Origin of the sequence: Streptomyces sp. RB17, assembly GCF_009604455.1 — a bacterium.
Classification (GTDB): domain Bacteria; phylum Actinomycetota; class Actinomycetes; order Streptomycetales; family Streptomycetaceae; genus Streptomyces.
This window is the reverse complement of the sequence record NZ_WEGL01000001.1, coordinates 707,793-734,019: the sequence shown is the minus strand read 5'-3', so window position 1 is coordinate 734,019 and position 26,227 is coordinate 707,793. Positions and strand designations below refer to the sequence as shown.

General features: G+C 69.0%; 24 protein-coding genes and 2 pseudogenes. 10 read left to right on the top strand and 16 right to left on the bottom strand.

Annotated elements, in window-relative coordinates; all coding sequences use genetic code 11:
* Positions 1 to 106: 106 nt before the first annotated feature.
* Positions 107 to 547, bottom strand: a complete 441-nt coding sequence (locus SRB17_RS03355) for a gamma-glutamylcyclotransferase family protein (protein WP_323374904.1) — start codon at positions 545 to 547, stop codon at positions 107 to 109.
* A gap of 138 nt (positions 548 to 685) precedes the next feature.
* On the opposite strand from SRB17_RS03355, the gene SRB17_RS03350 reads away from it, so the two are divergent.
* The 8 genes from SRB17_RS03350 (at position 686) to SRB17_RS03315 (ending at position 9,916) form a co-directional block, all read left to right on the top strand.
* On the top strand, positions 686 to 2,338 hold the full coding sequence (locus SRB17_RS03350) for a M4 family metallopeptidase (RefSeq protein ID WP_153534433.1): 1,653 nt from the start codon (positions 686 to 688) through the stop codon (positions 2,336 to 2,338).
* Positions 2,339 to 2,689: 351 nt separating this feature from the next.
* Positions 2,690 to 3,196 carry a hypothetical protein gene (locus tag SRB17_RS03345; RefSeq protein WP_153534431.1) on the top strand — a complete coding sequence of 169 codons (507 nt, stop codon included), beginning with the start codon at positions 2,690 to 2,692 and terminating at the stop codon, positions 3,194 to 3,196.
* Positions 3,197 to 3,443: 247 nt separating this feature from the next.
* Entirely contained in the window at positions 3,444 to 4,082 is a 639-nt protein-coding gene (locus SRB17_RS03340; RefSeq protein WP_153534429.1) for a class F sortase, read from the top strand.
* A 148-nt stretch (positions 4,083 to 4,230) separates the two neighbouring features.
* Positions 4,231 to 5,448 carry an NAD(P)/FAD-dependent oxidoreductase gene (locus SRB17_RS03335; protein WP_153534426.1) on the top strand — a complete coding sequence of 406 codons (1,218 nt, stop codon included), beginning with the start codon at positions 4,231 to 4,233 and terminating at the stop codon, positions 5,446 to 5,448.
* Entirely contained in the window at positions 5,448 to 8,054 is a 2,607-nt protein-coding gene (gene nirB / locus SRB17_RS03330; RefSeq protein WP_153534424.1) for a nitrite reductase large subunit NirB, read from the top strand. Before SRB17_RS03335 ends, nirB begins: the two co-directional genes overlap by 1 nt.
* The gene (gene nirD / locus SRB17_RS03325; protein WP_153534422.1) at positions 8,051 to 8,404 is read left to right on the top strand and encodes a nitrite reductase small subunit NirD; all 354 of its coding nucleotides are present in this window, start codon (positions 8,051 to 8,053) and stop codon (positions 8,402 to 8,404) included. The genes nirB and nirD overlap by 4 nt, the downstream gene beginning before the upstream one ends.
* A gap of 55 nt (positions 8,405 to 8,459) precedes the next feature.
* Positions 8,460 to 9,044, top strand: a complete 585-nt coding sequence (locus tag SRB17_RS03320; RefSeq protein ID WP_323374903.1) for a helix-turn-helix domain-containing protein — start codon at positions 8,460 to 8,462, stop codon at positions 9,042 to 9,044.
* Between the two features lie 74 nt (positions 9,045 to 9,118).
* Positions 9,119 to 9,916 (top strand): SDR family NAD(P)-dependent oxidoreductase, encoded by a 798-nt coding sequence (locus SRB17_RS03315; RefSeq protein ID WP_153534418.1) that lies wholly within the window; start codon positions 9,119 to 9,121, stop codon positions 9,914 to 9,916.
* 22 nt (positions 9,917 to 9,938) lie between these two features.
* Here the strand turns inward: SRB17_RS03315 and SRB17_RS03310 are convergent, their stop codons facing one another.
* From SRB17_RS03310 to SRB17_RS03300, 3 genes are read right to left on the bottom strand one after another with little or no spacing between them, the layout of a single operon-like run.
* Complete coding sequence (locus SRB17_RS03310; RefSeq protein ID WP_153534416.1) at positions 9,939 to 10,772, bottom strand: carbohydrate ABC transporter permease; 834 nt, start codon at positions 10,770 to 10,772, stop codon at positions 9,939 to 9,941.
* Positions 10,765 to 11,667 carry a sugar ABC transporter permease gene (locus SRB17_RS03305; protein WP_323374902.1) on the bottom strand — a complete coding sequence of 301 codons (903 nt, stop codon included), beginning with the start codon at positions 11,665 to 11,667 and terminating at the stop codon, positions 10,765 to 10,767. Before SRB17_RS03305 ends, SRB17_RS03310 begins: the two co-directional genes overlap by 8 nt.
* Entirely contained in the window at positions 11,664 to 12,956 is a 1,293-nt protein-coding gene (locus SRB17_RS03300) for an ABC transporter substrate-binding protein (RefSeq protein ID WP_153534414.1), read from the bottom strand. Before SRB17_RS03300 ends, SRB17_RS03305 begins: the two co-directional genes overlap by 4 nt.
* Before the next feature lie 384 nt (positions 12,957 to 13,340).
* On the opposite strand from SRB17_RS03300, the gene SRB17_RS03295 reads away from it, so the two are divergent.
* Complete coding sequence (locus tag SRB17_RS03295) at positions 13,341 to 13,730, top strand: DUF4232 domain-containing protein (RefSeq protein ID WP_194293887.1); 390 nt, start codon at positions 13,341 to 13,343, stop codon at positions 13,728 to 13,730.
* A 92-nt stretch (positions 13,731 to 13,822) separates the two neighbouring features.
* Here SRB17_RS03295 and SRB17_RS03290 read toward each other — a convergent pair whose 3' ends face one another.
* The 3 genes from SRB17_RS03290 to SRB17_RS03280 form a co-directional block, all read right to left on the bottom strand.
* On the bottom strand, positions 13,823 to 16,114 hold the full coding sequence (locus tag SRB17_RS03290; protein ID WP_323374901.1) for an FtsX-like permease family protein: 2,292 nt from the start codon (positions 16,112 to 16,114) through the stop codon (positions 13,823 to 13,825).
* Positions 16,111 to 16,797 carry an ABC transporter ATP-binding protein gene (locus SRB17_RS03285; protein WP_323375110.1) on the bottom strand — a complete coding sequence of 229 codons (687 nt, stop codon included), beginning with the start codon at positions 16,795 to 16,797 and terminating at the stop codon, positions 16,111 to 16,113. The genes SRB17_RS03290 and SRB17_RS03285 overlap by 4 nt, the downstream gene beginning before the upstream one ends.
* A gap of 63 nt (positions 16,798 to 16,860) precedes the next feature.
* A complete protein-coding gene (locus tag SRB17_RS03280) occupies positions 16,861 to 17,274 on the bottom strand; it encodes a hypothetical protein (protein WP_153534405.1) in 414 nt (137 codons plus the stop codon).
* Between the two features lie 186 nt (positions 17,275 to 17,460).
* Between SRB17_RS03280 and SRB17_RS03275 the strand changes: the two genes are divergently transcribed.
* Positions 17,461 to 17,877 carry a TIGR03668 family PPOX class F420-dependent oxidoreductase gene (locus tag SRB17_RS03275; RefSeq protein ID WP_153534403.1) on the top strand — a complete coding sequence of 139 codons (417 nt, stop codon included), beginning with the start codon at positions 17,461 to 17,463 and terminating at the stop codon, positions 17,875 to 17,877.
* A gap of 663 nt (positions 17,878 to 18,540) precedes the next feature.
* On the opposite strand, the gene SRB17_RS03270 is transcribed toward SRB17_RS03275, so the two are convergent.
* From SRB17_RS03270 to ppdK, 9 genes and pseudogenes are all read right to left on the bottom strand, one after another.
* Positions 18,541 to 19,101, bottom strand: coding sequence for a hypothetical protein (locus SRB17_RS03270; RefSeq protein WP_153534400.1), 561 nt, complete (start codon positions 19,099 to 19,101; stop codon positions 18,541 to 18,543).
* 551 nt (positions 19,102 to 19,652) lie between these two features.
* Positions 19,653 to 19,928: a tyrosine-type recombinase/integrase gene (locus tag SRB17_RS03265; RefSeq protein ID WP_228395883.1), complete on the bottom strand. Its 276-nt coding sequence runs from the start codon at positions 19,926 to 19,928 to the stop codon at positions 19,653 to 19,655.
* Positions 19,905 to 20,348, bottom strand: a pseudogene (locus SRB17_RS03260) (transposase); the annotation flags it as partial. The pseudogene SRB17_RS03260 and the gene SRB17_RS03265, both read right to left, overlap by 24 nt.
* Positions 20,349 to 20,390: 42 nt before the next feature.
* Positions 20,391 to 20,561: pseudogene (locus SRB17_RS03255) on the bottom strand (VOC family protein); the annotation flags it as partial.
* Positions 20,562 to 20,758: 197 nt separating this feature from the next.
* A complete protein-coding gene (locus SRB17_RS45300) occupies positions 20,759 to 20,935 on the bottom strand; it encodes a hypothetical protein (protein ID WP_194293886.1) in 177 nt (58 codons plus the stop codon).
* A 243-nt stretch (positions 20,936 to 21,178) separates the two neighbouring features.
* Positions 21,179 to 21,445, bottom strand: coding sequence for a hypothetical protein (locus tag SRB17_RS03250; RefSeq protein ID WP_153534398.1), 267 nt, complete (start codon positions 21,443 to 21,445; stop codon positions 21,179 to 21,181).
* A 917-nt stretch (positions 21,446 to 22,362) separates the two neighbouring features.
* Positions 22,363 to 22,536 carry a CsbD family protein gene (locus SRB17_RS03245; protein WP_153534395.1) on the bottom strand — a complete coding sequence of 58 codons (174 nt, stop codon included), beginning with the start codon at positions 22,534 to 22,536 and terminating at the stop codon, positions 22,363 to 22,365.
* Positions 22,537 to 22,670: 134 nt separating this feature from the next.
* Entirely contained in the window at positions 22,671 to 23,027 is a 357-nt protein-coding gene (locus tag SRB17_RS48405; protein WP_416237019.1) for a hypothetical protein, read from the bottom strand.
* 211 nt (positions 23,028 to 23,238) lie between these two features.
* Positions 23,239 to 25,959 carry a pyruvate, phosphate dikinase gene (ppdK, locus tag SRB17_RS03235; protein ID WP_323374900.1) on the bottom strand — a complete coding sequence of 907 codons (2,721 nt, stop codon included), beginning with the start codon at positions 25,957 to 25,959 and terminating at the stop codon, positions 23,239 to 23,241.
* Between the last annotated feature and the right edge of the window lie 268 nt (positions 25,960 to 26,227).

Sequence of the window (26,227 nt, the reverse complement as noted above, 5' to 3'; positions counted from 1 at the left end):
CGCCTCGTAAGGGCGCCGACCGACCAAGGGGCGCACGGCTCACCGCGGGCCGTACGCCCCCTCCGCGCATCCAGGCCCTGCACATGAACACGCCGCACCATGACCGTCAGCGCCGGGACAGCCAGTCGCCGCCCTCGATCGGCTTTCCCTGGGCGCGCAGTTGGCCGGCGACCCGTGGGGCGGCCAGGTAGACCCAGGCCAGGGCGGTGGTGCCGTCGGTGCGGATGACGTGGCGGGCCACGCGTTCGTAGAGGTTGCGGGGGTCGCCCGGGGTGTACTCCTCCAGGCGGTCCAGGGCGGCGAGCAGGGCGGCGTACGTCTCCGGGCGGGCCGTGACCAGTTCGCCCCGGATCTCGCCGCCCGGCCGTTCCACGGCGTAGGGGTAGCCAGGGCCGGCGTAGAGCGCGGCGCCGGGCAGGCGGGCAGGTTCCTCCGCCGCGGTGCGGTCGCGCAGGAACAGGTCGTGGTTGGGCTCGCCGGGGCGCAGGGTGCCGTAGACGAAGAAGGGCAGCGGGGTTCCGGGCTCCTCGGGGTCCGAAGTGATCACGGAAACGATTCTGGACCCCCTTCGGCTCCTCACACATCTCCATGGAGGGGCTATGGACATGACATGTCATGGTCCCTTAAATCTCTGAGGACACAGCGCCGCCCCCACGCCTAGCCGGGCGCTTCCCCGAGGAGACCGATGAGCCGGATACGCCAGCACGTCCGAGGATCCCGTCGTCTCGCCACCACCGCCGGCGTCGCCGTCACCACCGCGACCCTGCTGTCCGTGGCCCTCTCCCCCACCGCCCACGCCGACGCCGGTCCGACCCGGGCCACCGCGATCCAGAACGCGGCGTCGGCGCTCCTGGCCCATGCCACGAGCCTCGGGCTGACCTCCGCCGAGGACACCAGCGTCCGCGACGTGATCGTGGACAAGGACGGCACCCAGCACGTCCGCTACGACCGCACGTACCACGGACTGCCCGTGCTGGGCGGCGACTTCGTGGTCCACCTCACCCCGGACGGCGCCTACCGCAGCGCGAACCGGGCCACCCGCAGCGAGATATCCCTCGCCTCGGTCCTCCCGAAGGTCTCCGCCGCCAAGGCCGCCGACCTCGCCGTGAACGCCCTGCGGGCCGTCAACCTCGGCGACGCGCTGAAGCAGGTCAAGGCCAGGCCCGAGCTGATCGTCGACGCCCTGCACGGCAGCCCGAAGCTCGCCTGGCGCACCGACGCGGCCGGCCTGGACTCGCTCGGCAACCCGGTCGCCCGGACCGTGCTGACCGACGCCCGCACCGGCCGGCAGATCGACGCCTGGGACAGCATCGAGACCGCCGCCGGCGACGGAAAGTCGCTCTACAGCGGGACGGTGCCGCTGGAGACGACCCCGTCGGGATCGTCGTACCAGCTCAAGGACCCGACGCGCGGCAACACCTACACCGGTGACGCCGAGGGCAAGACGGACCTGTGCTTCCTCAGCATCTGTTTCAGCCGGGCCCCCGCGGACCTGTTCACGGACGCCGACAACCACTGGGGCAGCGGCACCACCTCCGACCGCGCCTCGGCCGCCGTCGACGCCCAGTACGGCACCAACATGACCTGGGACTACTACAAGAACGTCCAGGGCCGGAACGGCATCGGGGGCGACGGCAAGGGCTCGTACAACCGCGTTCACTACGGCAGCAACTACAACAACGCCTTCTGGGACGACAGTTGCTTCTGCATGACGTACGGCGACGGTGACGGGACCACCTTCGGGCCGCTGGTCGCCCTCGACGTCGCCGGGCACGAGATGACCCACGGGGTGACGGCGAAGACCGCCGCGCTGACCTACTCCGGTGAGTCCGGCGGGCTCAACGAGGCCACCTCGGACATCCTCGGCACCATGGTGGAGTGGTACGCGAACAACCCGTCCGACCCCGGTGACTACCTCATCGGCGAGAAGATCGTGAAGCCCGGCTTCGGCCACACCGCCCTGCGCTACATGGACAAGCCGTCGAAGGACGGCAACTCGGCGGACTACTGGAGCAGTTCGGTCGGCAACCTCGACGTCCACTACTCCTCCGGCGTCGCCAACCACTTCGCCTATCTGCTGGCGGAGGGCAGCGGCCCGAAGACCATCAACGGCGTCAGCTACGACTCACCGACGTACAACGGCTCCACGGTCACCGGCATCGGCCGGGACAAGGTCGGCAAGATCTGGTACCGGGCGCTGACGGTCTACATGACCTCCTCCACGAACTACGCGGGGGCCCGCACGGCGACCCTGAACGCCGCCAAGGACCTGTACGGCGCGGGCAGCACGGAGTACAACGCGGTGGCGGCGGCGTGGAGCGCCGTCAACGTGAACTGAACCCCACAGCGGATACGACGGTCGCGGCCGCCCCGGTGCTGGGTCCGGGGCGGCCGCGGTGCGCTCGCCGCGATGACCTGCCGTCACCCGCGACCCGCCGTCACCCGTGACCCGCCGTCACCCGTTCAACGCCCGGCGGCGCTCCATTCGTGTGCTCTTCGCACGGCCGGGTCACCGGCCCTTCCGTGCGCCCGTGACCTGCTGGAACTCCACGACGGTTACTCCGTGTGGGGCGGGTCGCGGCACCCGTTCACCACGTTCCTGACGGGCACTCAGGGAGCGGGCCCGGGCGAAAGCCATTTTCCTCGGAAGGGCAGAGGGACACACCAGTCGGACCACCTGGGGAGCACCATGCGACGCACCGCTCGTCTGCTGACCGGCACCGCGCTCGTCGTGGTGGCCGCGGCACCCGCCCGGGCCGGCACCGGCAGCCTGGACGTGTACCCCTCCAGCGTGGTGCCCGGCGGCCAGGTCACGGTGAACACCGCCGCGTGCGGCGAGAAGGGCTCGGCGGTCGGGAACGCCGGCGCGGTCGGCGCCGGCACCTTCACGCTGGCGCCCAGCTCGCACCAGGGCGAGGCGATCGGGCAGTTCCAGGTGCCCGAGGGCGCGCAGCCGGGGACGTACGAGATCGTCGCCAAGTGTGCCGAGGGCGACAAGCAGGTGACCGGCGACCTGGTGGTGGCCTTGAGCGCGGCGCACGAACAGGTGCAGCCGCGAGGAAGTGTGAAGACGGGGGTCGGCGGCGCACTCGGCGCCGACCCCGTGCAGACCGCGGCGGGTGTGGCGGCGCTTGCCGTCGCCGCCGCGGGCGGTACCTGGCTCCTGCATCGCCGGGCGAGAGGCGACGGGATCTGACGGACACCCTCCGCTGTCCGTCAGCCGGTACCGCTCATCCCGCCCCCTCCGGGTCCGACCGCCCCTCGCGGCCCGGAGGGGGAGGGGGTGAAAGGGGATCCGCCCCCGGTCCTCGGGGGACCACCCCCGGACCACGGGGATCCGCCCCCGATCCACGGGGATGGTCCCCCAGTCCCCGGGGGTCCATCCCCGGCCCTCGGGGATCCGTCCCCGATCCGCGGGGGACCGACTCCGGGAGAGGGTTCGTATGCGCACCAGAACCAGGCGCGACAGGCTCGGCGACACCGCGATAGCCGCGGTCACCGTCGTGGCCCTCGGCTCCGGGGTGTGGCTGCTCGGCGACGGCGCCGGGACGCACACGCCGCCGCAGCCCGCCGCGGCCGAGGGACGCCCCGAGCCGAGTGGCGGGCGGCTCGCGGCCCCCGCCCTCGTCCCGTCCATACCCACCCGCATCCGCATACCCGAGATACGTGTGAACGCCCCGCTGATGGGTCTGTCCCTCACCCGCTCCGGCAGCCTGGACGTCCCCCCTGCGCAGAACAAGAACCTGGCCGGCTGGTACGAGGCCGGCACCATACCCGGCGAGACGGGCACCGCGATCGTCGCCGGCCATGTCGACAACACCGAGGGGCCCGCCGTCTTCTACGACCTGGGCGCGCTCAAGCGCGGCGCCCGCATCGACATCGACCGCCGCGACGGCTCCGTGGCCGTGTTCACCGTGGACGCGGTGGAGGTGTACGCGGCGAGCAACTTCCCCGACGAGAAGGTCTACGGCGCGGCGCCCCGCCCCGAGCTCCGCGTCATCACCTGCGGCGGCGGCTACTCCAGGGCCACCGGCTACCAGGGCAACGTGGTGGTGTTCGCCCACCTCACCGGGAGCCGCTGAGAGCAGTGCCCCGACGGCGCCGCAGCCGAAACCCGGCCCACCGCACCCGGGACCTCACACGCCGGGCCGGCGGCAGCTGAGGGCAGCGTTCCTCACGGGAAACAGAGGTGATGCGGCCGGGTAACGTCCGGACCGCACGCTCAAGGGCATGACCTCGAATACGCGTGTGGTGGTGATCGGCGCCGGCCTCGCGGGCGTACGGCTCGCCCGGCGGCTCGGCGAGCTGGGCACGCCCACGCTGCTCGTCGGCGAGGAGGAGCACCCCCCGTACAACCGGGTGCTGCTCGCCGAGGTGCTGGCCGGCCGGTACGCCCCCGAGGTGATCGGCCTGCCGGCGCCCGAGGGGCTGCTGCGCGCCCGGGTCACCGGTATCGACCGGGGCGCCCGGACCGTCGAGTGCGCCGACGGCACGTCGATCGCATACGACACGCTCGTTCTCGCCACCGGCTCCAACCCGGTGCTGCCCCCGCTGCGCGGCCTGTTCACCCCGGACCACCAACTCCCCGAGGGCGTCCACGCGTTCCGCACGCTGGACGACTGCCTGGGGCTGGCCAAGGCCGTCCGGCCGGGGGTGCGCGCGGTCGTCATCGGCGGCGGGCTGCTCGGTGTCTCCGCCGCCCGCGCGCTCGCCGTGCGCGGCGCCCAGGTGGTCCTCGCCCAGCAGGCCGAGCGGCTCATGGAGCGCCAGCTCGACCCGGACGCCTCCCGGCTGGTGCTGCGGCACCTGACGGACCTGGGCGTCGAGGTGCACACCGAGTGCCGGGTGCGGGACGTGCGCTGTGTCGCGGGGGCCGTCCGATCCGTGGAGATGTCCGACGGGTACGCGCTCGACGCCGACCTCGTCGTACTCGCCTGCGGGGTGCGCCCGCGCACCGGACTCGCCGAACAGGCCGGTCTCGCCGTGCACAAGGGCATCCTCGTCGACGACGCGCTGCGCACCTCCGACCCGCACATCCACGCCGTGGGCGACTGCGTCCAGCACGATGGCACGGTCTACGGCCTGGCGGCCCCGGCACTCGAACAAGCCGACGCCCTGGCCGAGTTGCTCGCCGTGGACCCGGACGCACGCTATTCCGGTACCCGTTCCCTGACCCGGCTGACCCTCACCGGCCCGGGCTCCCCCTTCGACCTGGCCGCGTTCGGCGAGACCGAGGCGCGCCCCGGCGACGACGTCGTACGGCTCGCCGACGCCACCCGCGGCACCTACCGCAAGGTCGTCGTCCGCGACGACCGCCTGGTCGGCGGGGTGCTCGTCGGCGAACTCGGGACCGTCGGCGCGCTCGCCCGCGCCTGGGAGGGAGCAGAGCCGCTGCCCTCCGACGGCGGCCCCCTGCTCCACCTGCTCACCAATGATGGAGGCTCCTGATGACCAGCGCCCTGGGGGTCACCCCCACGATCGTGCTCGTCGGCCACGGCATGGTCGGCCAGCGCTTCCTCGAAGCGCTCGCCGAGCGCGGCCTGACCGCCACGCACCGCGTGGTCGTGCTGTGCGAGGAGCCGCGTCCCGCGTACGACCGCGTCGCCCTCACCTCGTACTTCTCGGGCAGGACCGCCGAGGACCTCTCCATGACGGACATGGAGTTCATCAAGGACCACGGCATCGAGCTGTACGTCGGCGACCCGGCCGAGACGATCGACCGCGAGGCTCGGACGGTCACGGCCAGGTCCGGTCTGGTCTTCGCGTACGACACCCTCGTGCTGGCCACCGGCTCGTACCCGTTCGTTCCGCCGGTGCCGGGCAAGGACGCCGAGGGCTGTTTCGTCTACCGCACGATCGAGGACCTGCTCGCCATCGAGGAGTACGCGACGACGCGGGCGACGACCGGCGCCGTGGTCGGTGGCGGTCTGCTCGGGCTGGAGGCGGCCGGTGCGCTGAAGGGGCTCGGGCTGACCACGCACGTCGTGGAGTTCGCGCCGCGGCTGATGCCGGTGCAGGTCGACGAGGGCGGTGGTGCGGCGCTGCTGCGGACCATCGAGGGCATGGGCCTGAGCGTGCACACGGGTGTGGGCACGCAGGAGATCCTCACGGGCGACTCCGGTTCCGTCACCGGCATGAAGCTGTCCGACGGCTCCGAACTCGCCGCCGACATGGTGGTGTTCAGTGCCGGCGTGCGCCCCCGCGACCAGCTGGCCCGGGACTGCGGCCTGACGGTCGGCGAGCGCGGCGGCATCACGGTCGACGAGCAGTGCCGTACGGTGACCGACCCGCACGTCTTCGCGATCGGCGAGTGCGCGCTGGCGGCGGACGGCCGGGTGTACGGCCTGGTGGCCCCCGGCTACGAGCAGGCGGAGACGGCCGCGGCCACCATCGCCGAGGACGAGGCGGCGTTCACCGGCGCCGACCTCTCCACCAAGCTGAAGCTGCTCGGCGTGGACGTGGCGTCCTTCGGCGACGCGCACGGCCGCACGGAGGACTGCCTGGACGTCGTCTACTCCGACTCCCGCGCCGGCCTGTACAAGAAGCTGGTCATCGGCCCGGACGGCACGCTGCTCGGCGGCATCCTCGTGGGCGACGCCGACGCGTACGGCACCCTGCGCGCGCTGACCGGTTCGGTGCCGCCCATCTCCCCCGAGTCGCTCGTCCTGCCCGCCGGAGCCGACTCGGGGGCCCAGCTCGGCCCGTCCGCCCTGCCGGACGAGGCGATCATCTGCTCGTGCCACAACGTCAGCAAGGGCACCATCCGGGGCGCGGTGACGGAGCACAAGTGCACCACCGTGCCCGAGGTGAAGAAGTGCACCAAGGCGGGCACGGGCTGCGGCTCCTGCGTCAAGGTGCTCGGCCAGCTCGTCAACGCCGAGCTGGAGGCGTCCGGCGTCGAGGTCGACAAGGGCCTGTGCGGCTGCTTCTCCCAGACCCGCGAGGAGCTGTACGAGATCGTCCGCGCCCTGCGCATCACGTCGTACCAGGAGCTGCTGGACCGGTACGGCCGTGAGGGCGCCCGGGGCGGGGAGGGCTGCGAGGTCTGCAAGCCGGCCGTCGGCTCGGTCATCGCCTCGCTCGCCCCGACGATCGGCGCGAGCGGCTATGTCCTGGACGGCGAGCAGGCGGCCCTGCAGGACACCAACGACCACTTCCTGGCCAACCTGCAGAAGAACGGTTCGTACTCGGTCGTGCCGCGCATCCCCGGCGGTGAGATCGCGCCCGAGAAGCTGATCGTGATCGGCGAGATCGCCCGCGACTTCGGCCTCTACACGAAGATCACCGGCGGTCAGCGGATCGACATGTTCGGCGCCCGGGTGGAGCAACTGCCGTTGATCTGGGCCCGTTTGGTGGATGCCGGCTTCGAGTCGGGCCACGCGTACGGCAAGGCGCTGCGCACGGTGAAGTCCTGCGTGGGCTCCACCTGGTGCCGCTACGGCGTCCAGGACTCGGTCAGGATGGCGATCGACCTGGAGCTGCGCTACCGGGGCCTGCGCTCCCCGCACAAGCTGAAGTCGGCGGTCTCCGGCTGCCAGCGCGAGTGCGCCGAGGCCCAGTCGAAGGACTTCGGGGTGATCGCCACGGCCAACGGCTGGAACCTGTACGTCGGCGGCAACGGCGGCGCCACCCCGCGCCACGCGGACCTGCTGGCCCAGGACCTGTCCGACGCCGAACTCGTCCGCCTCATCGACCGGTTCCTGATGTTCTACATCCGCACCGCTGACCGCCTGGAGCGCACCTCGACCTGGCTGGAGCGGATCCCGGGAGGCCTGGACCACGTACGCGACGTGGTGGTGCACGATTCACTCGGCATCTGCGACGAGCTGGAGCAGCTGATGCGGGCACATGTCGCGCACTACCGCGACGAGTGGGCGGAGACCGTCAACGACCCCGAGAAGCTCGCCCGGTTCGTGTCCTTCGTCAACGCCCCGGACACCCCGGACCCGGTCGTCGCCTTCGTCCCCGAGCGCGACCAGATCAAGCCCGACCTGCCGCTGCTGAACATTGGCCTGCGGCCCGCCGACGACGTCCTGGAAGGAAGCGCCCGATGACCCTGGCTGTCGAGACCACCGACCTGAAGGTCCAGCTCCGGCTCGCCGACGACGACTGGTTCACGGCCTGCGACCTGAGCGTGCTCACCCCGGGCCGCGGGGTGGCCGCCCTGCTGCCGGACGGGCGCCAGGTGGCCCTCTTCCGGGACCGCGCCGACCGCCTCTACGCCGTCGACAACCGCGATCCCTTCACCGGCGCGGCCGTCCTCTCCCGCGGCCTGACCGGCACCCATGTCGGCCGCCCGTTCGTCGCCTCGCCCCTGCTGAAGCAGCGCTTCGACCTGGTCAGCGGGGAGTGCCTGGACGACGGGGAGGTACGGGTGGCGGCGTACGAGGTGCGGGCGGCATAGCTCCCGATCCCGGCTTGCTTGACCGGTCGTTCCAGATAAGCCTAGGCTGCCGTACGTGGCCAGAACCAAGGAATTCGACCCCGAAGCCGCGCTGCAGTCGGCCCTGGAGCTGTTCTGGCGGCGGGGCTACGAGGCCACGTCGATGGCCGATCTGGTCGAGCACCTCGGCATCGGCAGGGCGAGCCTGTACGCGACCTTCGGGAACAAGCACGCGCTGTATCTGAAGGCGCTGGAGCGCTACGAGGAGTCGGGGCTCTCCCGGATCGTGCGCGAGCTGTCCCAGCCGGGCCCCGCCCTGCCGGCCGTGCGAGCGGTCGTACGGCGGTACGCGGCGGAGGCGGCCGACGAGCGGCTGCGGCTCAGCGGCTGCCTGGTCACCAACACGGCCGCCGAGCTGGCCCCGCACGACCCGGCGGCCGCCCGGCGTGTGGAACGCAACTGGGACCACCTGGAGACACTGCTGCACTCCGCACTGGTCCGCGCCCAGAACCAGGGCGAGCTGCCGGCGGGCCGCGATCCGCTCGCCCTGGCGCGCACGCTGCTGGTGCTGATGCAGGGCCTGCGGGTCGTCGGCAAGGCGTCGGCGGACCCGGCCCGCGTCCGGGACGCGGCGGAGCAGGCGCTGGCGCTGCTCGACTGACGAACGCCCTCCGTCCGGAGGGCGTTTTTCGCGCTCTCATACTGAAACGATCGTTCAATATAAAGGAGATCCTCATGGCTCGCTTCACCGGCCGGACGGCCCTCGTCACCGGCGCCGGATCCGGTATCGGCCGGGCCGTCGCCGTCGCCTTCGCCGCCGAAGGGGCCCAGGTGGTCGTCGCCGGCCGGCGGCCCGAGCCCTTGGCGGAGACCGTCCGGCTGATCGAGGAACAGGGCGGCAAGGCCCTCGCGGTGAGTGCCGACGTCTCCCGTGCGTCCGACGCCGAGACGCTGGTCCGGGCGGCCGCCGACCTCCCCCACCCTCGGCTTCGCTCGGGCGGGGGGACCCCCATCGGCTCGCTCGACGTGGCGGTCAACAACGCGGGCGTCTTCCGCGGCGGGCAGCCCCTCGTGGACCTCCCGGAGGAGGACTGGCACACCCAGCTCGCGACCAACGTCACCGGTGTCTTCCTGGCCCTCCAGGCGCAGATCCGCCGGATGCGCACCCAGCCGGCGGGCGGCGCGATCGTGAACATCTCCTCCACCTTCGGCCCGCACACCGCCTCCCCCGGGGCCGCCGCCTACTCCGCGACCAAGGCCGCGGTGACCGCGCTCAGCCGGGGCGCCGCCCTGGACCACATCCGGGACGGCGTCCGGATCAACGTGGTCAGCCCCGGCGCCACCGAGACCCCCATGTCCCTGCGCCCGGGCGAGACCGAGTCCGACCGGGCCGAGCGTGCGCGTGCCACCCTCCCGCTCGGCCGGATCGTCGCCACCCAGGAGGTCGCCGCCGCCGTCCTCTACCTGGCCTCGGACGACGCGGCCTCGGTCGTCGGCACGGACCTGGTGGTGGACGGCGGCGCCACGCTGTAGCCGCCGTAACCGGTGTCGGGGGTCAGTCGATCCCCGACCGCTCCACTCCCGCCACGATCCACCGCTGGAAGCACAGGAACACCAGCAGCAGCGGCAGGATCGACACGACGGCCGCGACGAACAGCTCGTGCAGCCGGATGACCTGGGAGGTGGTGAAGGACGACAGGGCCACCTGCACCGTCCAGGCGCTCTGGTCCTGCCCGATGACCAGCGGCCACAGGAAGGAGTTCCAGGCGCCGAGGAACACGATCGTCCCGACGGCGGCGAACACCGGGCGCGCGTTCGGGACGACGACGAGCCAGTACGTCCGCCAGTACCCGAGCCCGTCGACCTGCGCCGCGTCCTCCAGCTCCCGTGGAAAGCCGAGGAAGTACTGGCGGAAGACGAAACAGGCGAAGGCCGAGAACAGGGTGGGGACGATCAGTCCCCGCAGCGTGGAGATCCAGCCCAGCGACGACACCAGGACAAAGCTGGGTACGAAGGTGACGGCGGCCGGGACCAGAAGGGTGCCCAGGATGCCGTAGAAGACCTTGTTCGCGTGCCGGTACGGGATGCGGGCGAGGCCGTAGCCCGCGAGCGACGACAGGAGCAGGGTGCCCAGTGTGGTCGCGACGGCGATCAGCGCGGAGTTGAGCAGCGAGCGCGCGAACGGGACGGACGGGTCGTCGAACAGCTCGCGGACGTTCCCCCATCTCAACTCCCGGGGAAAGAAGGTCCATTCGGGCGAAGTGATGTCCCGTTCGCTCGACAGCCCGTTGCGCACGAGCAGATAGAACGGGATCAGAAAGACCAGCGCGAGCACGACGACCAGTGCCAGCCTGAGCGCCCGCCCCGCCCGTACCAGGGCGTCATCCATCGGCGTCCGTCCTTCCCAGCTTCAGCCAGCGCGCCTGCCCCACCGTGACGATGGCGATGATCAGCGCGAGGATCACCGCGCCCGCGCTGCCGAGCCCGAGGTTCTGCCCCTGCCCGAGGGCGGTGTAGTAGAGGTAGACCAGCGGCGGGCGGGCGTACGGCGGATAGCCCCGCGCGTCCGACAGCAGGTTGTAGAACTCGTCGAAGGCCTGGAAGGCGTTGATGACGAGCAGCAGCACCACCGCGACCGAGGTGGCCCGCAGCTGGGGCAGGGTGATGTGCCGCAGCACCGTCCAGCCCGGCCGGGCCCCGTCCACGGCGGCCGCCTCGTACAGCACCGGGTCGATCCGCTGCAGCCCCGCCAGGAGGAGAATCATGTAGAAACCGGCCTGCAGCCACAGCCGTACGGTCACGATGACCAGCCAGTACCACGGCGGATCGGCGCCGGCCAGCCAGGCGACGGGATCCTGGCCGAACCACCCGAGAACGGTGTTGGCCAGTCCGAACCGCACCCCATTGAAGATCGACATCTTCCACACCAGCGCGGCGACGACGTAACTGCACGCGGCCGGGAGGAAGAAGACCGACCGGAAGAAGGCGCGAGCGTGTTTCAGCCGGTTGACCATCAGGGCGAGCGAGAGGGAAAGGAGGTACGTGACCGGCACGATGAAGGCGGTGAAGAGAAGAAAGGTCCGCAGGCTGTCGACGAACGCGTCGTCCTTCAGCATCGCCGTGTAGTTGTCCAGGCCGACGAAGTGCGTGGGCGTGACGGTGTTGTGCGCGTCGAAGAGGCTGAGGCCCACGCTCCACAGCAGCGGAACGTAGGTGAACACCCCGAGCCCGAGCGCGAACGGCCCGACGAACACCCAGAACCAGAGCGCCCTGCGCCGCCTCACGACGCCTTCTTCACCTTCTTCGCACTGTTCGCACTCTTCGCGTTCTTCACGCGGTCGAGTTCGGCGGCCACCTTCCGTACGACGGACCGCAGTTCACCCTCGGGGCTGGCCCCGCTCCTGATGATCCGACTCAGCGCGTCCTGATAGGCGGTCTGGGCGGCCGGCGTCCACAGCAGCGGCTGGGCGTAGCCGTGGTCGGTGGTGAAACGCACGGCGTCGGCAGCGGCCCCCGACCGCAGCGCGGTGGCCTTCCTGGCGAGGGAGATCCGGGCCGGGATGTGAAAGCCGTACGACAGCGCGAAGTCCTCCTGATAGTCGGTCCGCTGGACCCAGAGCCAGCGCACGTACTCCTTCGCGGCCTCCTTGTGCCTGCTCCGCGCGCTGACGGCGGCACCGTACGCCCCGACGGGTACGGCAGGCTTCCCCTGGCCGCCGTCCCTGGGAAACGGCAGCACCCCGAAGTCGTCCCCCAGCTCCTTCTTGATCTGCGGCAGCGCCCACAGCCCGGACCACTGCATCGCGGTCAGCCCCTGGGTGAAGGCGGACGGGTCGGACCAGTCGGCGGGCGCGCCGAGGAGGAGGGACTTGTCGGCGTACAGCCGGTGCAGCTTGCCGAGGGTGCGGGCGGCGGCGGGATCGTCGAAGCCGACCTTGCCGTCCTCGGTGACGAGCTCCAGCCCGGCGGCGTACAGGGGCGTACCGCCGAGCACACCGGCTCCCCCGTCGTTCCCCAGGAACAGCCCCTTGACCTTGCTGCTGGTGAGCCTGCGGGCCGCGTCCACGAGGGCGTCCAGCGTGTCCGGCGGCTCGACCCCGGCGTCCCGCAGCAGGCTCTTGCGGTAGTAGAGCATCTGCATGTCGATGACCTGCGGAACGCCCCAGACCCGGCCGTCGTACGTCTTGGGCGCGAGCACGGCCGGATTGACGTCGTCCTGGACGCCCTTGAGCAGATCACTGAGGTCGACGACCTGCCCACCCTGAATCTGGTCCAGCGTCGGCCCGTTGACCTCGAAGACGTCCGGTCCGGAGTCGGTCAGCAGGGCGGCGGCGGTCTGCTGGTCGTAGTTCCCCGGCCGCCACTGCACCCTGACGCGCGCCTTGCGGTAGGCGCCGGCGTACCGCTCGACGGCCTGCTCGGTACCGGCCTCACCGTACTGGTGGTACCACTGCGACAACTCGGCCGAACTTCCACTCTCCCGCCCGGTGTTGGACCCACAACCGGCGAGTAACCCGCCCCCTGCCACCGTCCCGGCTCCCGCGACCAGCAGTCCCCTACGGCTCATCGTCATCGTCGGTGCCCCCTGACGTCGATCGTCTTCGTCGATCCTCTTCGTCATTGATGCACGGCCCAACGATCAACCATGCGAGTCGATGACGAAAGGTGTGCTGCGGCCGCGTGTCAGGGGACCCGCAAGGGGGTGGGCAGGTGGGCACAACTTTTCCGGCCCGGGATGCATCGAACACAGTGACGTTCATCCACCCGTTCGCCCGATGGAGGCGGATGTGTCATGTTTCCGTATCCTCTGAATACCCTGAAATCCCTCCGGAGACTCTCCGGGCGCGGCCCGGCGGCCGTACTGACCGCCGCTCTCCTGGGCCTCACGGCCGCGGGAGCCGCGTGGAGCGCGACCCCGGCGGCGGCACGGACCTCGTCCACCGTCCGGACCTGCACCGTGAGCGACCTGTACCTCTCCATGGGCCGCAAGGAAGGCGCGGCGGGGTCGCTGTACTGGCCGATCCGGTTCACCAACACCAGCACGACGAGCTGCGCCCTGCGCGGCTACCCGGGCGTCAGCGCCCTTGACACCGCGCACCACCAGACAGGCCCGGCCGCCACCCGCAGCGGCCGGTCGTACGGCACGGTCACGCTCGCCCCCGCCCACTCGGCGTCGGCGATCGCCCGCACCACCAACGGCCCGATCGGCGGCCCCTGCCTCCGCACCGGCACCTACCTGCGCGTCTACCCCCCGGCCTCCCACACCGCGACCCTGGTCCCGGCCCCCTGGACGATCTGCTCGGCGGTGTTCCAGGTCGGGCCGGTGAACACGCAGGGCGCGTTCTGAGGGGGAGGTCCCGGGGCGCATTCCCAGAGGGGCAGAAAAGCCGAAGGGGCGGCACCCATACCGGGTACCGCCCCGAACGACTCCCGCGCCTCTCAGTCCCGTCGGATCAACTCCGGATCGATCCTCCGCCCGATCAGCGGCAACGAGCCGAGCACGGCGACGACAACCGCCCCGAGCGCAGACGCGAGCAGCAACGGCACGCCCTTCCCGTCCCAGAAGATCGCACCACCTCCCGTGACGAGGTAACTCGACTCGGCGGCCTTCCCGGTGACGACCGCCAACACCAGCCCGAAGGTCAACGGCAACACGACCTGCGCAACCTGCACGGCCCGCAGGGTGCGGGGCCGCGCACCGAGCAAGGCCAGCGCCGTTACCTGCGGCTTCCGTTCCATGGCCCGGTCCGTGGCCGCCACCAGGTAGGCGGCCACACCGATGATCAGGCCGAGCACCATGCCGATGGCAAGCAGGGTTTTGACGACAGCGATCTGTTGGAGGGCAGTTACGTTGATGCCGTAGGGGTCGACCGCGATCGTGGGGTCGACGCCGCCGATCCCGTCCAGTACGGCTCGCACCGTTCCCGGGTCAGAACTGCTGAGCAGGACGAGAGACGCATCCTCGGGCCGATAGCCCGTAGGGAGAAACGACGGCGGAAGCAGAACGCCGGCATCAAGCGCCGAAATGCCGTCCCAGTCGCGGTACCGAAGGGTCTCTTTCGGAACCCTGAGGTGCATGAAGCGGCCATGACCCGCCTTCCGCAGGTGGAAAGCAAAGGCATCTCCCGGATTACCGTCCCAGCTGGCTCCTTGGGCCTGGTCCAGGAGCCGAACGGGACGGCCGCCCACGCATCCGTCGGCACTCGGAACCAACTTGTGCAACTGACCGCAGGTAGCGACCACCGCGTGGATGGTGGGCTCGAATACGTCGGTGTGGGGATCGATCCATGAACTCATTTGGACGGCGTGTCCCCGGATGCCTGTAATGCTCTCCAGAGCGTGCTGTTGCTTGGCCGTCACACCGTCGAGCCCGATGCTGTAGATCTGCACGGGTGATTCGCTCTTGGACACCTGGTCGAGTTCGATCAACACGCCTTGGACGAGCGAGGCGGCATACACCAACAGGACCAGGCCCGTCGCCACGCGGAGGGCCCCGCCCGGTTCCGCCTCGTTGCGACGCATGGCGAGACCCAAGAACAGCGAGCCGCTCCAGCGCCCCACCCTGCGGGCGAGGGCTCGTGAGAGGAGCGGAAGCGTCAGTACGAGACCGACACCGACCAGTACAACGGCGAGTGGCATGAGGACGGCGGAGACTCGAGTGTCCCGCGGCGCATGGCCCGTCGCACCCGCCACGCAGTACCCTGCGACAATACCGAGCCCGGGGACGAGAGAGAGCATCCCCCATTTAGCAGGCGGTTTCTGAACGGCCCTGCGCCGTACTGCCAGCGGGTTCGACGCTGCCTTTCGAGCACTTGTCCGGCCCGCAAACCATGCGAGGGTAGGGCAGCCGACCAGACAGACGAGAATCGTCGAGAAGCTGAGGGCACCGTCACTCGGATACCACTTGAAGCCGGGAAGGCCTGCCCGACTGACAAGTTGGTTGGCCAACTCGTAGATTCCGATGCCGAGTACGGTACCGAGCACTGCAGCAGCCACCGTCTCGGCCGCATTCACCCGTTGAACGGCTTTCGTACTCAGGCCGAGAAGTCGTAGGGCAGCCAACCGCCGTACGCGGACGGCCGCAGAAAGCCTGGCGCACACGGAGAGGAAGACCGCGAGTGGCAGCAATACCACACCGGCGAGGGTGAACCGCACAATGTCGAGCGTCGAGTTCTCCACTGTGGGGCTGGGCGGGTAGGGCGTGCCGAAGAGCGTTACAACATCGGCTTCCTTGAGATTGTGCGGGGAGACGCCGATGTACGCGTACAGCTCGTCGGGGTGTGCGAGGCCATGGGCTCCGATGAGTCGTCGCTCCCGCCCTGGGAGGAGTTTGGCCAGACCTGGCTCCGCGTGGAGCACCTCGCGCAACCGCGGCGACAGGACGATCTCACCTGGGGACGGGAGTTCCCCCAGCCCCGGTGGCGGCTCGATGTGTTTGGTACCGGGTGCGATGAAAACGCGGGTCATGGGCCGGGAGCCGAGCGGGTCCGTCCTGGTCAGCTCCCGTGGGGCCCCCTTGATGCCGGTGCAGTGCCCCTGCGAGTCCCTGGCGCAGGTCGGCTGTCGCGCTGCCATGCGAGCGTCCTGGGCTGCCAGGATCCCCGGGATGGTCAGGACTACGGCGAGGCAGCTCACGCCGATCGCGCTGCCCAGGGTCATGAGGAGAAACCTCACCCGGTTCCCTCGCCCGCTGCCCAGGAGCAGGCGCAGCCCTAGGAGCAGCTCTCTCACGTCGCCTCCCGGGCTCGGGCGGCGAGAACTCCGTCGCGCATCGTGTAGTGGCTGTCCGCGCCGGCTGCCACCTGCTCGTCGTGCGTGACGAGCACCACGGCTGTCCCCTGAGTGCGCGCGAGGCTCAGGAACTCCTCCAGTACGGCCGTGGCGTTGGCGCTGTCGAGGGAGCCGGTGGGCTCGTCTGCGAACACGACGGCCGGCCGGTGGACCAACGCCCGGGCGACGGCTACGCGTTGGTTCTGTCCTCCGGATACCTGCGAGGGCCGGCGCCGCCGCAGATCCGCGAGGCCGAGCCGACCGAGTACCTCGCCCGCGGCGGCGAGCGCGGAGGCCTTGCGTTGTCCGGCCAGGCGAAGAGGCAGGGCTGCGTTCTCCTCGATGGTCAGCTCCGGAAGCAGTTCGCCGTACTGGAAGACGAACCCGAACCGCTCGCGGCGGAGGGCGCTGAGTTCCTCGTCGCTCAGTTCAGCGAGGATCTGCCCCTCGAAGCGGACCTCGCCGCGGGCGACGGGCAGCACTCCGGCCAGGCAGTACAGCAACGACGACTTGCCCGAGCCGCTCTGCCCGGTGATCACCGCGACCTCTCCGCGGCGCAAGGAAATCTCCGCCTTTCGGACCGCCGGTGTATCACCGTAGAAGAGGTCGACGCCCGCGGCGGACAGGACTTCTGACGTGTTGATGGCTTCCCCTAGGGAGAGTGCGAGCCCGGATGCAGGGATCCGGGCTCTGGATGTCGGTAATTCCTAGTGGTTGGCGAAGTGCTGCCCGGGAGAGCAGTTGTCCGGACGGAGGCTTCCACGGTCACGACACGCACGCATGTACGCGTTCTCGGTGTAGCGCTGAGCGCCGTCCCAGTTGGAGTGGTGCATCCACACTGATTGCTTCTGCATCCCGTAGTACCGAACCCAGTCGTGACCCTCGACGCGGACCTGGAGATAGACGTTGTGCCCATCGGCCGAGTCAAAGTCGGAGAGCCGCCCCTGCCACTCGAAAGCTCCGTGGTTGGTTCCGGCCGGGTTGAACCTGTACTGCCCCTCCGTCAACCTGACACCCTCCGACTTGAGCGTCGGGATCGGTGAGCCCCAAGCCGCGGCCGCCGTCCCCGCAGCCGTAAGGATCAGACCGGCCGCCGCCAAGCCCGCCAACGCCTTCTTCATCTCGGTACCTCCGTCATCACCGGCGGCTCCGACAGCCACCGCGAGATCACGGAATGTAACGCCATGAAAGCGCAAAGAAACGATCTGCCTCCTCAATCACCATCACATCAGGTGATCCGCAACCAGACACCGACCAAAAACCGCCTGTCTTCCTCGGCATGCCCAGGGCCTCACTACCGTGGGACGATGAAGCTCTCACCGCTCGCCGCCCGGGAAAGGTTTTCTGCGGCGCCCGTCGCCCGGCTGGCGACCGCCGACGCCGAGGGAGTGCCTCACGCGGTGCCCGTGACGTTCGTCGTGCACGACGACGTCGTGTACTTCGCAGTCGACCACAAGCCCAAAAGCACATGGAATCTGCGGCGGTTGCGCAACATCCGGGAGAACCCGGCGGTGACGGTGCTGGTGGACCACTACGACGACGAATGGTCAAGACTGTGGTGGGTGCGCGCCGACGGTCAGGCGGAAGTCCTGGAGGAGGGACAGGAGCGACTTCACGCAGTGGAACTGCTGTGCGGCAAGTACGACCAGTACAAGGAGTTCCCTCCTCAGGGTCCCGCGGTCGCCGTTCGGGTCAGACGGTGGAGCGGCTGGGCCTTCACATAGCCTGACCTCGCGAAAGGGAAACCACGCGGATCACTTCGGTGTGTTCAAGAGGCGCGAACGACGGCCCGGCCGAACCGATCAGTCAGGCCCTCAGCGGCTCGGGCGCAGCATCGGCGCACGGCCGCGTCTCCCGCGCCGAAATCATCGTGATCCACGGCGGCAACCAGGCGTACGAGTGGGAGTTGTTCTCCCGGATCCCTCTCGGCGCCCCTCGGCACAGCGGGCCGTCTCCGCTAGGTGCCGTTGGAGCCGAGCGGCCATCGGTTGCGACGGCACACGGGACGGCTTGGCGGCGGGCCGCCGGTGGGGCGACCGTCACGCCGGAGAGGCGGCACCCCCGCACAAGGTGTATGACCAGCGCCCTGAGCTGGGAATTCGAGATTCCCCGGTCCCCGAAGGGCACGCTCACGGCACATCGCTCAGAGTCGCCTGGCTCAGCGTGCCCAAGCCCCTGTCACACCTGCTTAGGCGTCGTTTGCCGCAGATCGTGAAGCATCGTGCTGGCCGGCGGGCCGATCGCCGCCCACGCGAAAGAACGTGCTGGGAACGCGATGGCCACTCGGCCGGCATTAAGGTTCGCGCGAAGCAGCCGCGCATGTCGTGTTGCTGAAGAGCATTCAGGGTCTGGGCGTATGACTTTTTCCATCCACCCAGACCCTGAAATCAGCCGTTGTTGTTGTTGTTGGTGTTCGTGCGACCGCCCACATTATTATTGTTGTTGTTGTTGTTTCCGGCGGCATTGTTGTTATTGTTGTTGACGATGACGGTAATCCGCAGCCCGTCATCGTCGACGAAGTCCATCCGGTCGTCGGCGCCATCCTTGAACTCCGCCCGGTCGTCGGCAGCAGCGTCGTCGTCGGTGTCGTCCTTGAAGCCCGCCCGGTCGTCGGCAGCAGCGTCGTCGTCGGTGTCGTCCTTGAAGCCCGCCCGGTCGTCGACAGCAGCGTCGTCGTCGGTGTCGTCCTTGAAGCCCGCCCGGTCGTCGGCAGCAGCGTCGTCGTCGGTGTCGTGCGCACCATGCTCGGGGGCGGTGAAGGTACTGCTTGAGCGGAAGGTCTTGAGCGAATCATGACCTGCGGCGTGCGCCATAGGCGCCGCCGAGAGACCTACCATCCCGCTGCCGAGCACGATCAGGGCCGCCGACCTCGCACTCAGGCGGGCACGCCTCGAGGGAGTGTCCTCGTCCGGGCGCCGGTTGCGCGTCACCTTGCGCTTGGGGAACATCTTGCGTCACGTCCTCTCTCCTCGCATAGCCGAGGGAACTGTCCGATTGATTCGAGGATGCAAGCGTTGAGTTGCATCCAGCCTCATCACGCTTTCCGTGCGAACTGCCTGAAATAACGGCTCGACCTGCGGTTTTAGGCCAGACGCTGGCATGTCTGCGATATGTGGCTCAGCGCCGATGGCGCCTCTGGAGGCCAGGCGATAAAGTGATCAGCTCAAATTGACATGACGGCCCGTCGGTTTGTCCGGCAGGCCGTTTCTGTTTGCCCGTCCGGCCATGGGCAGGCCGGTGCCCCGGCTGTTCGCGCCGGGTGGGTGCCGGGTTCCACGGCTCCCGTGGCCTGATGGAGCTGACCGACCGACGTCGCCGCCACCACCGCAGGCGGCTACTACGTCGACGTACGCCGGCCGCACCCGCAGGGCACGACGAGGTCTTCGGCTTCGGACCGTACCGACGGCAGCCGACGCCGACACACCCAAGTGCACGGAGAGGCGGCATCCCCCGCACAGTGTGTACGGCTGACTTCCTGAGCTGGGAAGTCAGCCGTCTCTCATACCTGGAGGGTCGATGGCTTGGCGTGACCAAGCCTCATCTGCACCTGCTTCGGGGTCGCCCCATTCTTGATCAGGACTGAGGCGTAGAAGTGCCGCAGATCGTGAAGCGTCGTGTCCTCGGGCACCGGACCTTGCTGCCCGACTTCTTCAGGTGGACGTTCGGCCGCTTGACGTTCCGGGCCCACACTTTCGCCCAACTGCCACGCCGGATCGCTCCGCCAGTCCCGCTGATGTACAGCAAACGAGCAGTGCAGGCGGGCGATGCCGAGCATGGCGTGGTGGACACCGGCGCCTTTCAAGCGGCAGTCGCGGAGAATCATCCAGCCCTTCATGCGGGCGAAGGCGTGCTCGACCCGGGCACGGACCTTGCGGTGAGAGGTGTTGTGTTCCTCCTTCCAGGCAGGGAGTTCGGCCTGGCCACGTTCGCGGCGATGCGGAACGACCAGGCCGGTACCCCGGTAACCGCCGTCGGCGATCACCGTCGTGCGGCCGACGGCATCTTTCGCGCCGGACATCTCCCATGCCTTGCAGTCGTTTCGGTTGCCCGGGACAGGCTGGCCGACGGTGACGATCAGCCGGGTGTCGGCGTCGATGGGGACTTGGTGATCGGTCGAGTAGCGGTAGTTCTTCGACTGCTCGGCGATGGTGTGGTCGCGGGTGGGGACCAGGGTGCCGTCCACGATCAGTACAGATCATTCCGGGGCTGGGCAGCCGCTGGTGGTAATCAGTCTGTCAGGGACAGGCAGAACGTCGTCTTCGGTGCTGGTGATCCCCAGAGAGCGCAGACGTGCCAGTTCCGCATCGTCGTAGGGTGCGACGGCGTAACCGTCGAGAGCCGCGGCCCAGAAGCGGGCCGTGGCAGCGGGATGAGCGCAGTCGAAGACGATGTCACGGAGTCGCGCCATCCGCCCATGATCCACGCGCATGACGGACGATGTCACGCAGTTTTCAGCACAAGGCCGGCCAGGATCCAGGACCCCGAAAGTCACTTACGGGACAACCTTTAAACAGGGCGCGGTACCAGGGAGACGCCGTCACGATGAGTGCCTTCACCGCCTCCGGATGAAGCGGTTGGTCTCCGGATAGAAGACCTCTGACGGCTTCATTGTGAGCCATCTTCAGGTCTGCTGGTGCAGACGTTCCAGGGCGTCGCAAAGGTCGACGGCGCGATGAACGCCGACCGCTCAACGTTCGTCTCCGTCCGCTCGCGGTGTACGACCGTCTCCTGCCAGCGTTCAGCGATGGTTCTGAATTTCTGCTTGCCCAACTCCCGGTTCACGAAGGTGCCGTCGTCGAGCTCAGTCGCCGCCTAGGCGGCACGGGAGTCCGCGGCAGCCTTCTTCTCGAGGTTCTCCTTGCGCTGCTTGCCGGACAAGTCCCGGTAGCGCACCTGCCAGCGCTTCCCCAGATCACTCGCGCCAAAGCAGCTCCCTGCCAAAGCCGTTCCACCGACCTCGTGGCCAACTGACAGGCCCCAGACGGTGCGCCGGCGGGTTGGCGGGTCTGCTGAGGGCACCACCTGTCAGCTTGTGATCAACTCAATCGTGACAGTCGTCGCGCCATACACGAAGACGGCACCACCGATGATGAAGATCCATCCAATGATCTTGTTGATGATGCGCTGCGCGTCCTGGTCGCGCGCGGCAGCCGCAATATGGCTCGACAGGCCCCGGAAGTCCCGCACGAATGCCAGCCCCAAGCAGAGGCAGGACGTTCCGGCGGCGAACAACGCCAGCAGCAACCAACCCGGAACCTGCCCATTTTCCTGCACCGCCTGAGCGACTTCCATCGCGCGATCGTAACGTCACGTGTGTCCCAAAGCGCCGCGCGATCCACCACTAGGATCACGGTGCGCCATCGCGGTTCACCGCTGCGCGCACAGGGCGGCGCAAGCCCACGAGAGAGGGTCACACGTGCCTTCTGCGTGCCTGATCGGACAGCGAGCGATGGGGAACAGCGGGGAACGCCGGGCGCGTCCCAGGGACGCGCAGGTCAGCGTCTTGCCAGATCGGGCCGGATCCGATCACGCGATCTTCCGAACCAGGGCGCCGGCGTGCTGGCGCGGTGCCAGGCCATTGAGACTCCGCCGTCCGCACGCCAAGTTGCAGTCCCAGGGTTGACTCGGCGGGCACTTCAAGATCAGTGCGGTGGGTCGGTTCCTGGTGATGGGGGCAACGGGTCCTTACGGCGGTTGCGGAGACGGGCCCTGGCGGTGGCCGTTGTGATCGGCTGGGGGACGGCGGGATGCGCCTCGGAGATCGGCTGTCCGAACCGCTGCGCTGGCGGACGAGGTTGAAGGGGCTGTTCCACCGGTTGCCGGGTGGGACAGCCCCTTCGCCGCCTCTGCGGCACAACCGACTCCGTCGGGCCGTGTTCGAGGGGAGCGTTCAGGCTCTCCACCGGGATGGCGGCGCCTGGCAGCACGCCCGCTTCTCCGGCTACTGCTGAGCGACCCAGCTCGTCGGGCGTCGCGTCGCGTCAGTCTGCTGGGATCTGCTGTTGTGGTTCAGCCTTCAACTATGGCGCGTTGCGGCGTGTTCCTTGATGGCGTTCGCCTTGGCTTCTTTGATCCATCCCATGGTGTTCCCCTCCCCTTTGAAAGTGGGCCGTGTGTCCGGCGTTCGGTTCCGCGACGACTTCGGCAGCAGAAAGGGCCCTCACCCCTTGTCGGGGTGAGGGCCCAGCACTCATGAGCGGCGCCAGGGATCAGCGCTTGAACATGTCCTTGATCTTCTCCTTGGCCTGGCGTGCGTCACCCTTGGACTTTTCCGCCTGGCCCTCGGCGACCATCGGGTCATCAACGGCGGCTCGTCCCGTGGCCCTCTTGATCTTTCCTTTGGCCTGCTCGGCCTTGGCCTTCGCCTTCTCACCAGCCGACATGGCAGACACGCCTCCTGCCGTGGTCAACGACTTGTCCGCGTTCAGCGGTGAGTCCCGTGTGCCCAGCACGGCCCCTCACAAACGGGGGATATGCCCATGAAAAGACGGGACGCAGCGGACCCGACGCGCCGAGATCAGGCGCTGCGCGGCCGTCGCCCCGTGGTCTTCTTCGCCGTCGTCTTCTTCGCCGTAGCCTTCTTGGCAGGCTGCTTCTTCGCGGCCGTCTTCTTCCTCGGCTGCGGCAGCTCGTGTACCTCGGCCGGCCCGGTGTCCTCGCCGCGGGCGGCCTTCACCTTCGATACGGACTCCTGGGGCACGAAGGCGGCGATCTCGATGGCCTTCGCGGTCGGCAGCGGGAGGTTGCTCAGTTCCTCATCCGTGATAGGGATGACCTGCGTCTTCGACAGCTCGTGGCCCTTGCGTGACGACTCCGAAGCTGATCGCGCCGCTCCAGATGGTTCGGGGCATGGCAGACCTCCGCGGTAGCCCAACGGCTTCACGCTGGTGCAACGGCAACCGACGCCAACGAACACCATTTTGCCTGGTCAGCGACGCAGCCTCGACAGTCTCCGCGGATGATGCACAGAGAGGCGGCACCCCCGCACAGGGTGTCGCCTCTCCTCTTTCGTGCGCCGGAGCCGTCGCCGATCGGTGAGGGTCGGGGACCGACGGCGGCTCCGGGGCTCGCGGGGCCGGGTGGGCCTAGCGGTGGTCGCTGCCCGCTGACTGCGTCGCCGCGCGCCCTGCCTCCAGGCGGGCCACCGGGATGCGGAAGGGGGAGCAGGAGACGTAGTCCAGGCCGACCTCGTGGAAGAAGTGGACGGACTCGGGGTCGCCGCCGTGCTCGCCGCAGACGCCGAGCTTCAGGTCGGGGCGGGTACGCCGGCCCGCCTCCGCCGCCGACTTCACCAGGGAGCCGACGCCGTCCCTGTCGATCGTCTCGAAGGGGCTGACGCCGAAGATGCCCTTCTCCAGGTATGCGGTGAAGAAGCTCGCTTCCACGTCGTCGCGGCTGAAGCCCCACACCGTCTGCGTCAGGTCGTTCGTGCCGAAGGAGAAGAACTCCGCCGCCTCGGCGATCTGACCCGCCGTCAGGGCGGCTCGCGGGAGTTCGATCATCGTGCCGATCGCCAGCTTCAGCTGCGTACCCGTCGCCGCCTCGACCTCCGCGATGACCTTGTCGGCCTCCTCGCGGACGATCTCCAGCTCCTGGACCGTGCCGACGAGCGGGATCATGACCTCCGCGCGCGGGTCGCCCTTCGCGGACTTGCGCTCCGCCGCCGCCTCGGCGATCGCGCGGACCTGCATCGTGAAGAGGCCGGGGATGACGAGGCCGAGGCGTACGCCGCGCAGGCCCAGCATCGGGTTCTGCTCGTGCAGGCGGTGCACCGCCTGGAGCAGGCGCAGCTCGTTCTCGTGCGGCTCCTGGCGGGACTCGGCCAGGGCCACGCGGACCGACAGCTCCGTGATGTCGGGGAGGAACTCGTGCAGCGGGGGGTCGAGGAGGCGGATGGTGACCGGGAGGCCGTCCATCGCCTCGAAGAGTTCGACGAAGTCCTTCTTCTGGAGGGGGAGCAGCTCGGACAGGGCCGCCTCGCGCTCACTCTCCGTGTCCGCCAGGATCAGCTTCTCGACCATCTCGCGACGCTCACCGAGGAACATGTGCTCCGTGCGGCACAGGCCGATGCCCTGGGCGCCGAAGCGGCGGGCGCGCAGCGCGTCCTCGGCGTTGTCCGCGTTGGCGCGGACGCGCAGGCGGCGCTTGCGGTCGGCGAAGGCCATCATGCGGTGGACCGCCTCGACCAGTTCGTCCGCGTCGTCGGCGCCCGGGTGCATCCGGCCCTCGAAGTACTCCACCACGGGGGACGGAACCACCGGGACCTCGCCCAGGTAGACCTTGCCCGACGAGCCGTCGATGGAGATCACGTCGCCCTCCTCGACGACGTGTCCGCCGGGGACCGTCATACGGCGGCGCTTGGTGTCGACCTCCAGCTCCTCCGCGCCGCAGACACAGGTCTTGCCCATGCCTCGGGCCACCACGGCCGCGTGGGAGGTCTTGCCGCCGCGGGAGGTGAGGATGCCTTCCGCCGCGATCATGCCGTCCAGGTCGTCGGGGTTCGTCTCGCGGCGGACCAGGATGACCTTCTCGCCGGAGCGGGACCACTTGACGGCCGTGTAGGAGTCGAAGACCGCCCTGCCCACCGCCGCGCCAGGAGACGCGGCGATGCCGCGCGCCACCTTGTCGACCTTCGCCTGCTCGTCGAAGCGCGGGAACATCAGCTGGGCCAACTGAGCGCCGGTGACGCGCTGGAGGGCCTCCGTCTCGTCGATCAGGCCCTGGTCGACGAGCTGGGTCGCGATGCGGAAGGCGGCGCCGGCGGTGCGCTTGCCGACGCGGGTCTGGAGCATCCACAGCTGACCGCGCTCGATCGTGAACTCGATGTCGCACAGGTCCTTGTAGTGGTTCTCCAGCGTCTCCATGATCTGCATGAGCTGGTCGTACGACTTCTTGTCGATCGACTCCAGCTCGGCCAGGGGGACGGTGTTGCGGATGCCCGCGACGACGTCCTCGCCCTGGGCGTTCTGCAGGTAGTCGCCGTAGACGCCCTGGTGGCCGGAGGCGGGGTCACGGGTGAAGGCGACGCCCGTGCCGGAGTCGGGGCCCAGGTTGCCGAAGACCATCGAGCAGACATTGACGGCCGTGCCGAGGTCGTGCGGGATGCGCTCCTGGCGGCGGTAGAGCTTGGCCCGGTCGCCGTTCCACGAGTCGAAGACCGCCTTGATGGCGAGGTCCATCTGCTCGCGCGGGTCCTGCGGGAAGTCCCGGCCGGCCTCCTTCTTGACGATCTTCTTGAAGGTGGTGACCAGCTTCTTCAGGTCGGCGGCCTCCAGGTCGGTGTCGACCGTGACCTTCTTGGCCTCCTTGGCCGCCTCGAGGGCCTCTTCGAAGAGGTCACCGTCGACGCCGAGGACGGTCTTGCCGAACATCTGGATCAGGCGGCGGTAGGAGTCCCAGGCGAACCGGTCGTCGCCGGCCTGCTTGGCCAGGCCCTGCACCGACTTGTCCGACAGGCCGATGTTCAGGACCGTGTCCATCATGCCGGGCATGGAGAACTTGGCGCCGGAGCGGACGGACACCAGCAGCGGGTTGTCGGGCTGGCCGAGCTTCTTGCCCATGCGGGACTCGAGGGCGTCGAGGTGCGCACTCACCTCGTCACGCAGTGCCGCGGGCTCCTCGCCGCTCTCCAGGTAGACCTTGCAGGCCTCGGTGGTGATGGTGAAGCCGGGAGGGACCGGCAGACCGAGGTTGGTCATCTCGGCGAGGTTGGCGCCCTTGCCGCCGAGGAGGTCCTTGAGGTCCTTGTTGCCCTCGGTGAAGTCGTAAACGAACTTCACTACGTGGGGTTCTTTGTTTTCCGACACGGGTCTCGACTCCTTGAGGCCACGGTGGCTGCCCTGACGGCCAGGAACATACCCAGATCGAAGGCGCATGGGTACGTCCACTTGTGCGTCATGAGCCCGTAACCAGTCGTCCGCCAGCGGATCGAAAGTCAAGGCTTGGCAAGCCAGCACCGCCAGATGTGTTCACTTCTTGAACGCAAGCTCCTCCAAGGGGCCGGAATTTCGCTCAGATGAGCGCCCATCCCGCACGTCTGATTTCGATCGATGAACAATCAAGGGGTGGCACCCA

Excerpts from the sequence above, each read along its gene's own strand:
- SRB17_RS03350 (WP_153534433.1), top strand. The coding sequence starts at position 686 with ATGAGCCGGATACGCCAGCACGTCCGAGGATCCCGTCGTCTCGCCACC.
- SRB17_RS03345 (WP_153534431.1), top strand. The coding sequence starts at position 2,690 with ATGCGACGCACCGCTCGTCTGCTGACCGGCACCGCGCTCGTCGTGGTG.
- SRB17_RS03340 (WP_153534429.1), top strand. The coding sequence starts at position 3,444 with ATGCGCACCAGAACCAGGCGCGACAGGCTCGGCGACACCGCGATAGCC.
- SRB17_RS03335 (WP_153534426.1), top strand. The coding sequence starts at position 4,231 with ATGACCTCGAATACGCGTGTGGTGGTGATCGGCGCCGGCCTCGCGGGC.
- nirB (WP_153534424.1), top strand. The coding sequence starts at position 5,448 with ATGACCAGCGCCCTGGGGGTCACCCCCACGATCGTGCTCGTCGGCCAC.
- nirD (WP_153534422.1), top strand. The coding sequence starts at position 8,051 with ATGACCCTGGCTGTCGAGACCACCGACCTGAAGGTCCAGCTCCGGCTC.
- SRB17_RS03315 (WP_153534418.1), top strand. The coding sequence starts at position 9,119 with ATGGCTCGCTTCACCGGCCGGACGGCCCTCGTCACCGGCGCCGGATCC.
- SRB17_RS03310 (WP_153534416.1), bottom strand. The coding sequence starts at position 10,772 with ATGGATGACGCCCTGGTACGGGCGGGGCGGGCGCTCAGGCTGGCACTG.
- SRB17_RS03300 (WP_153534414.1), bottom strand. The coding sequence starts at position 12,956 with ATGACGATGAGCCGTAGGGGACTGCTGGTCGCGGGAGCCGGGACGGTG.
- SRB17_RS03280 (WP_153534405.1), bottom strand. The coding sequence starts at position 17,274 with ATGAAGAAGGCGTTGGCGGGCTTGGCGGCGGCCGGTCTGATCCTTACG.
- SRB17_RS03275 (WP_153534403.1), top strand. The coding sequence starts at position 17,461 with ATGAAGCTCTCACCGCTCGCCGCCCGGGAAAGGTTTTCTGCGGCGCCC.
- SRB17_RS03270 (WP_153534400.1), bottom strand. The coding sequence starts at position 19,101 with ATGTTCCCCAAGCGCAAGGTGACGCGCAACCGGCGCCCGGACGAGGAC.
- SRB17_RS03265 (WP_228395883.1), bottom strand. The coding sequence starts at position 19,928 with ATGCTCGGCATCGCCCGCCTGCACTGCTCGTTTGCTGTACATCAGCGG.
- SRB17_RS03250 (WP_153534398.1), bottom strand. The coding sequence starts at position 21,445 with ATGGAAGTCGCTCAGGCGGTGCAGGAAAATGGGCAGGTTCCGGGTTGG.
- SRB17_RS03245 (WP_153534395.1), bottom strand. The coding sequence starts at position 22,536 with ATGTCGGCTGGTGAGAAGGCGAAGGCCAAGGCCGAGCAGGCCAAAGGA.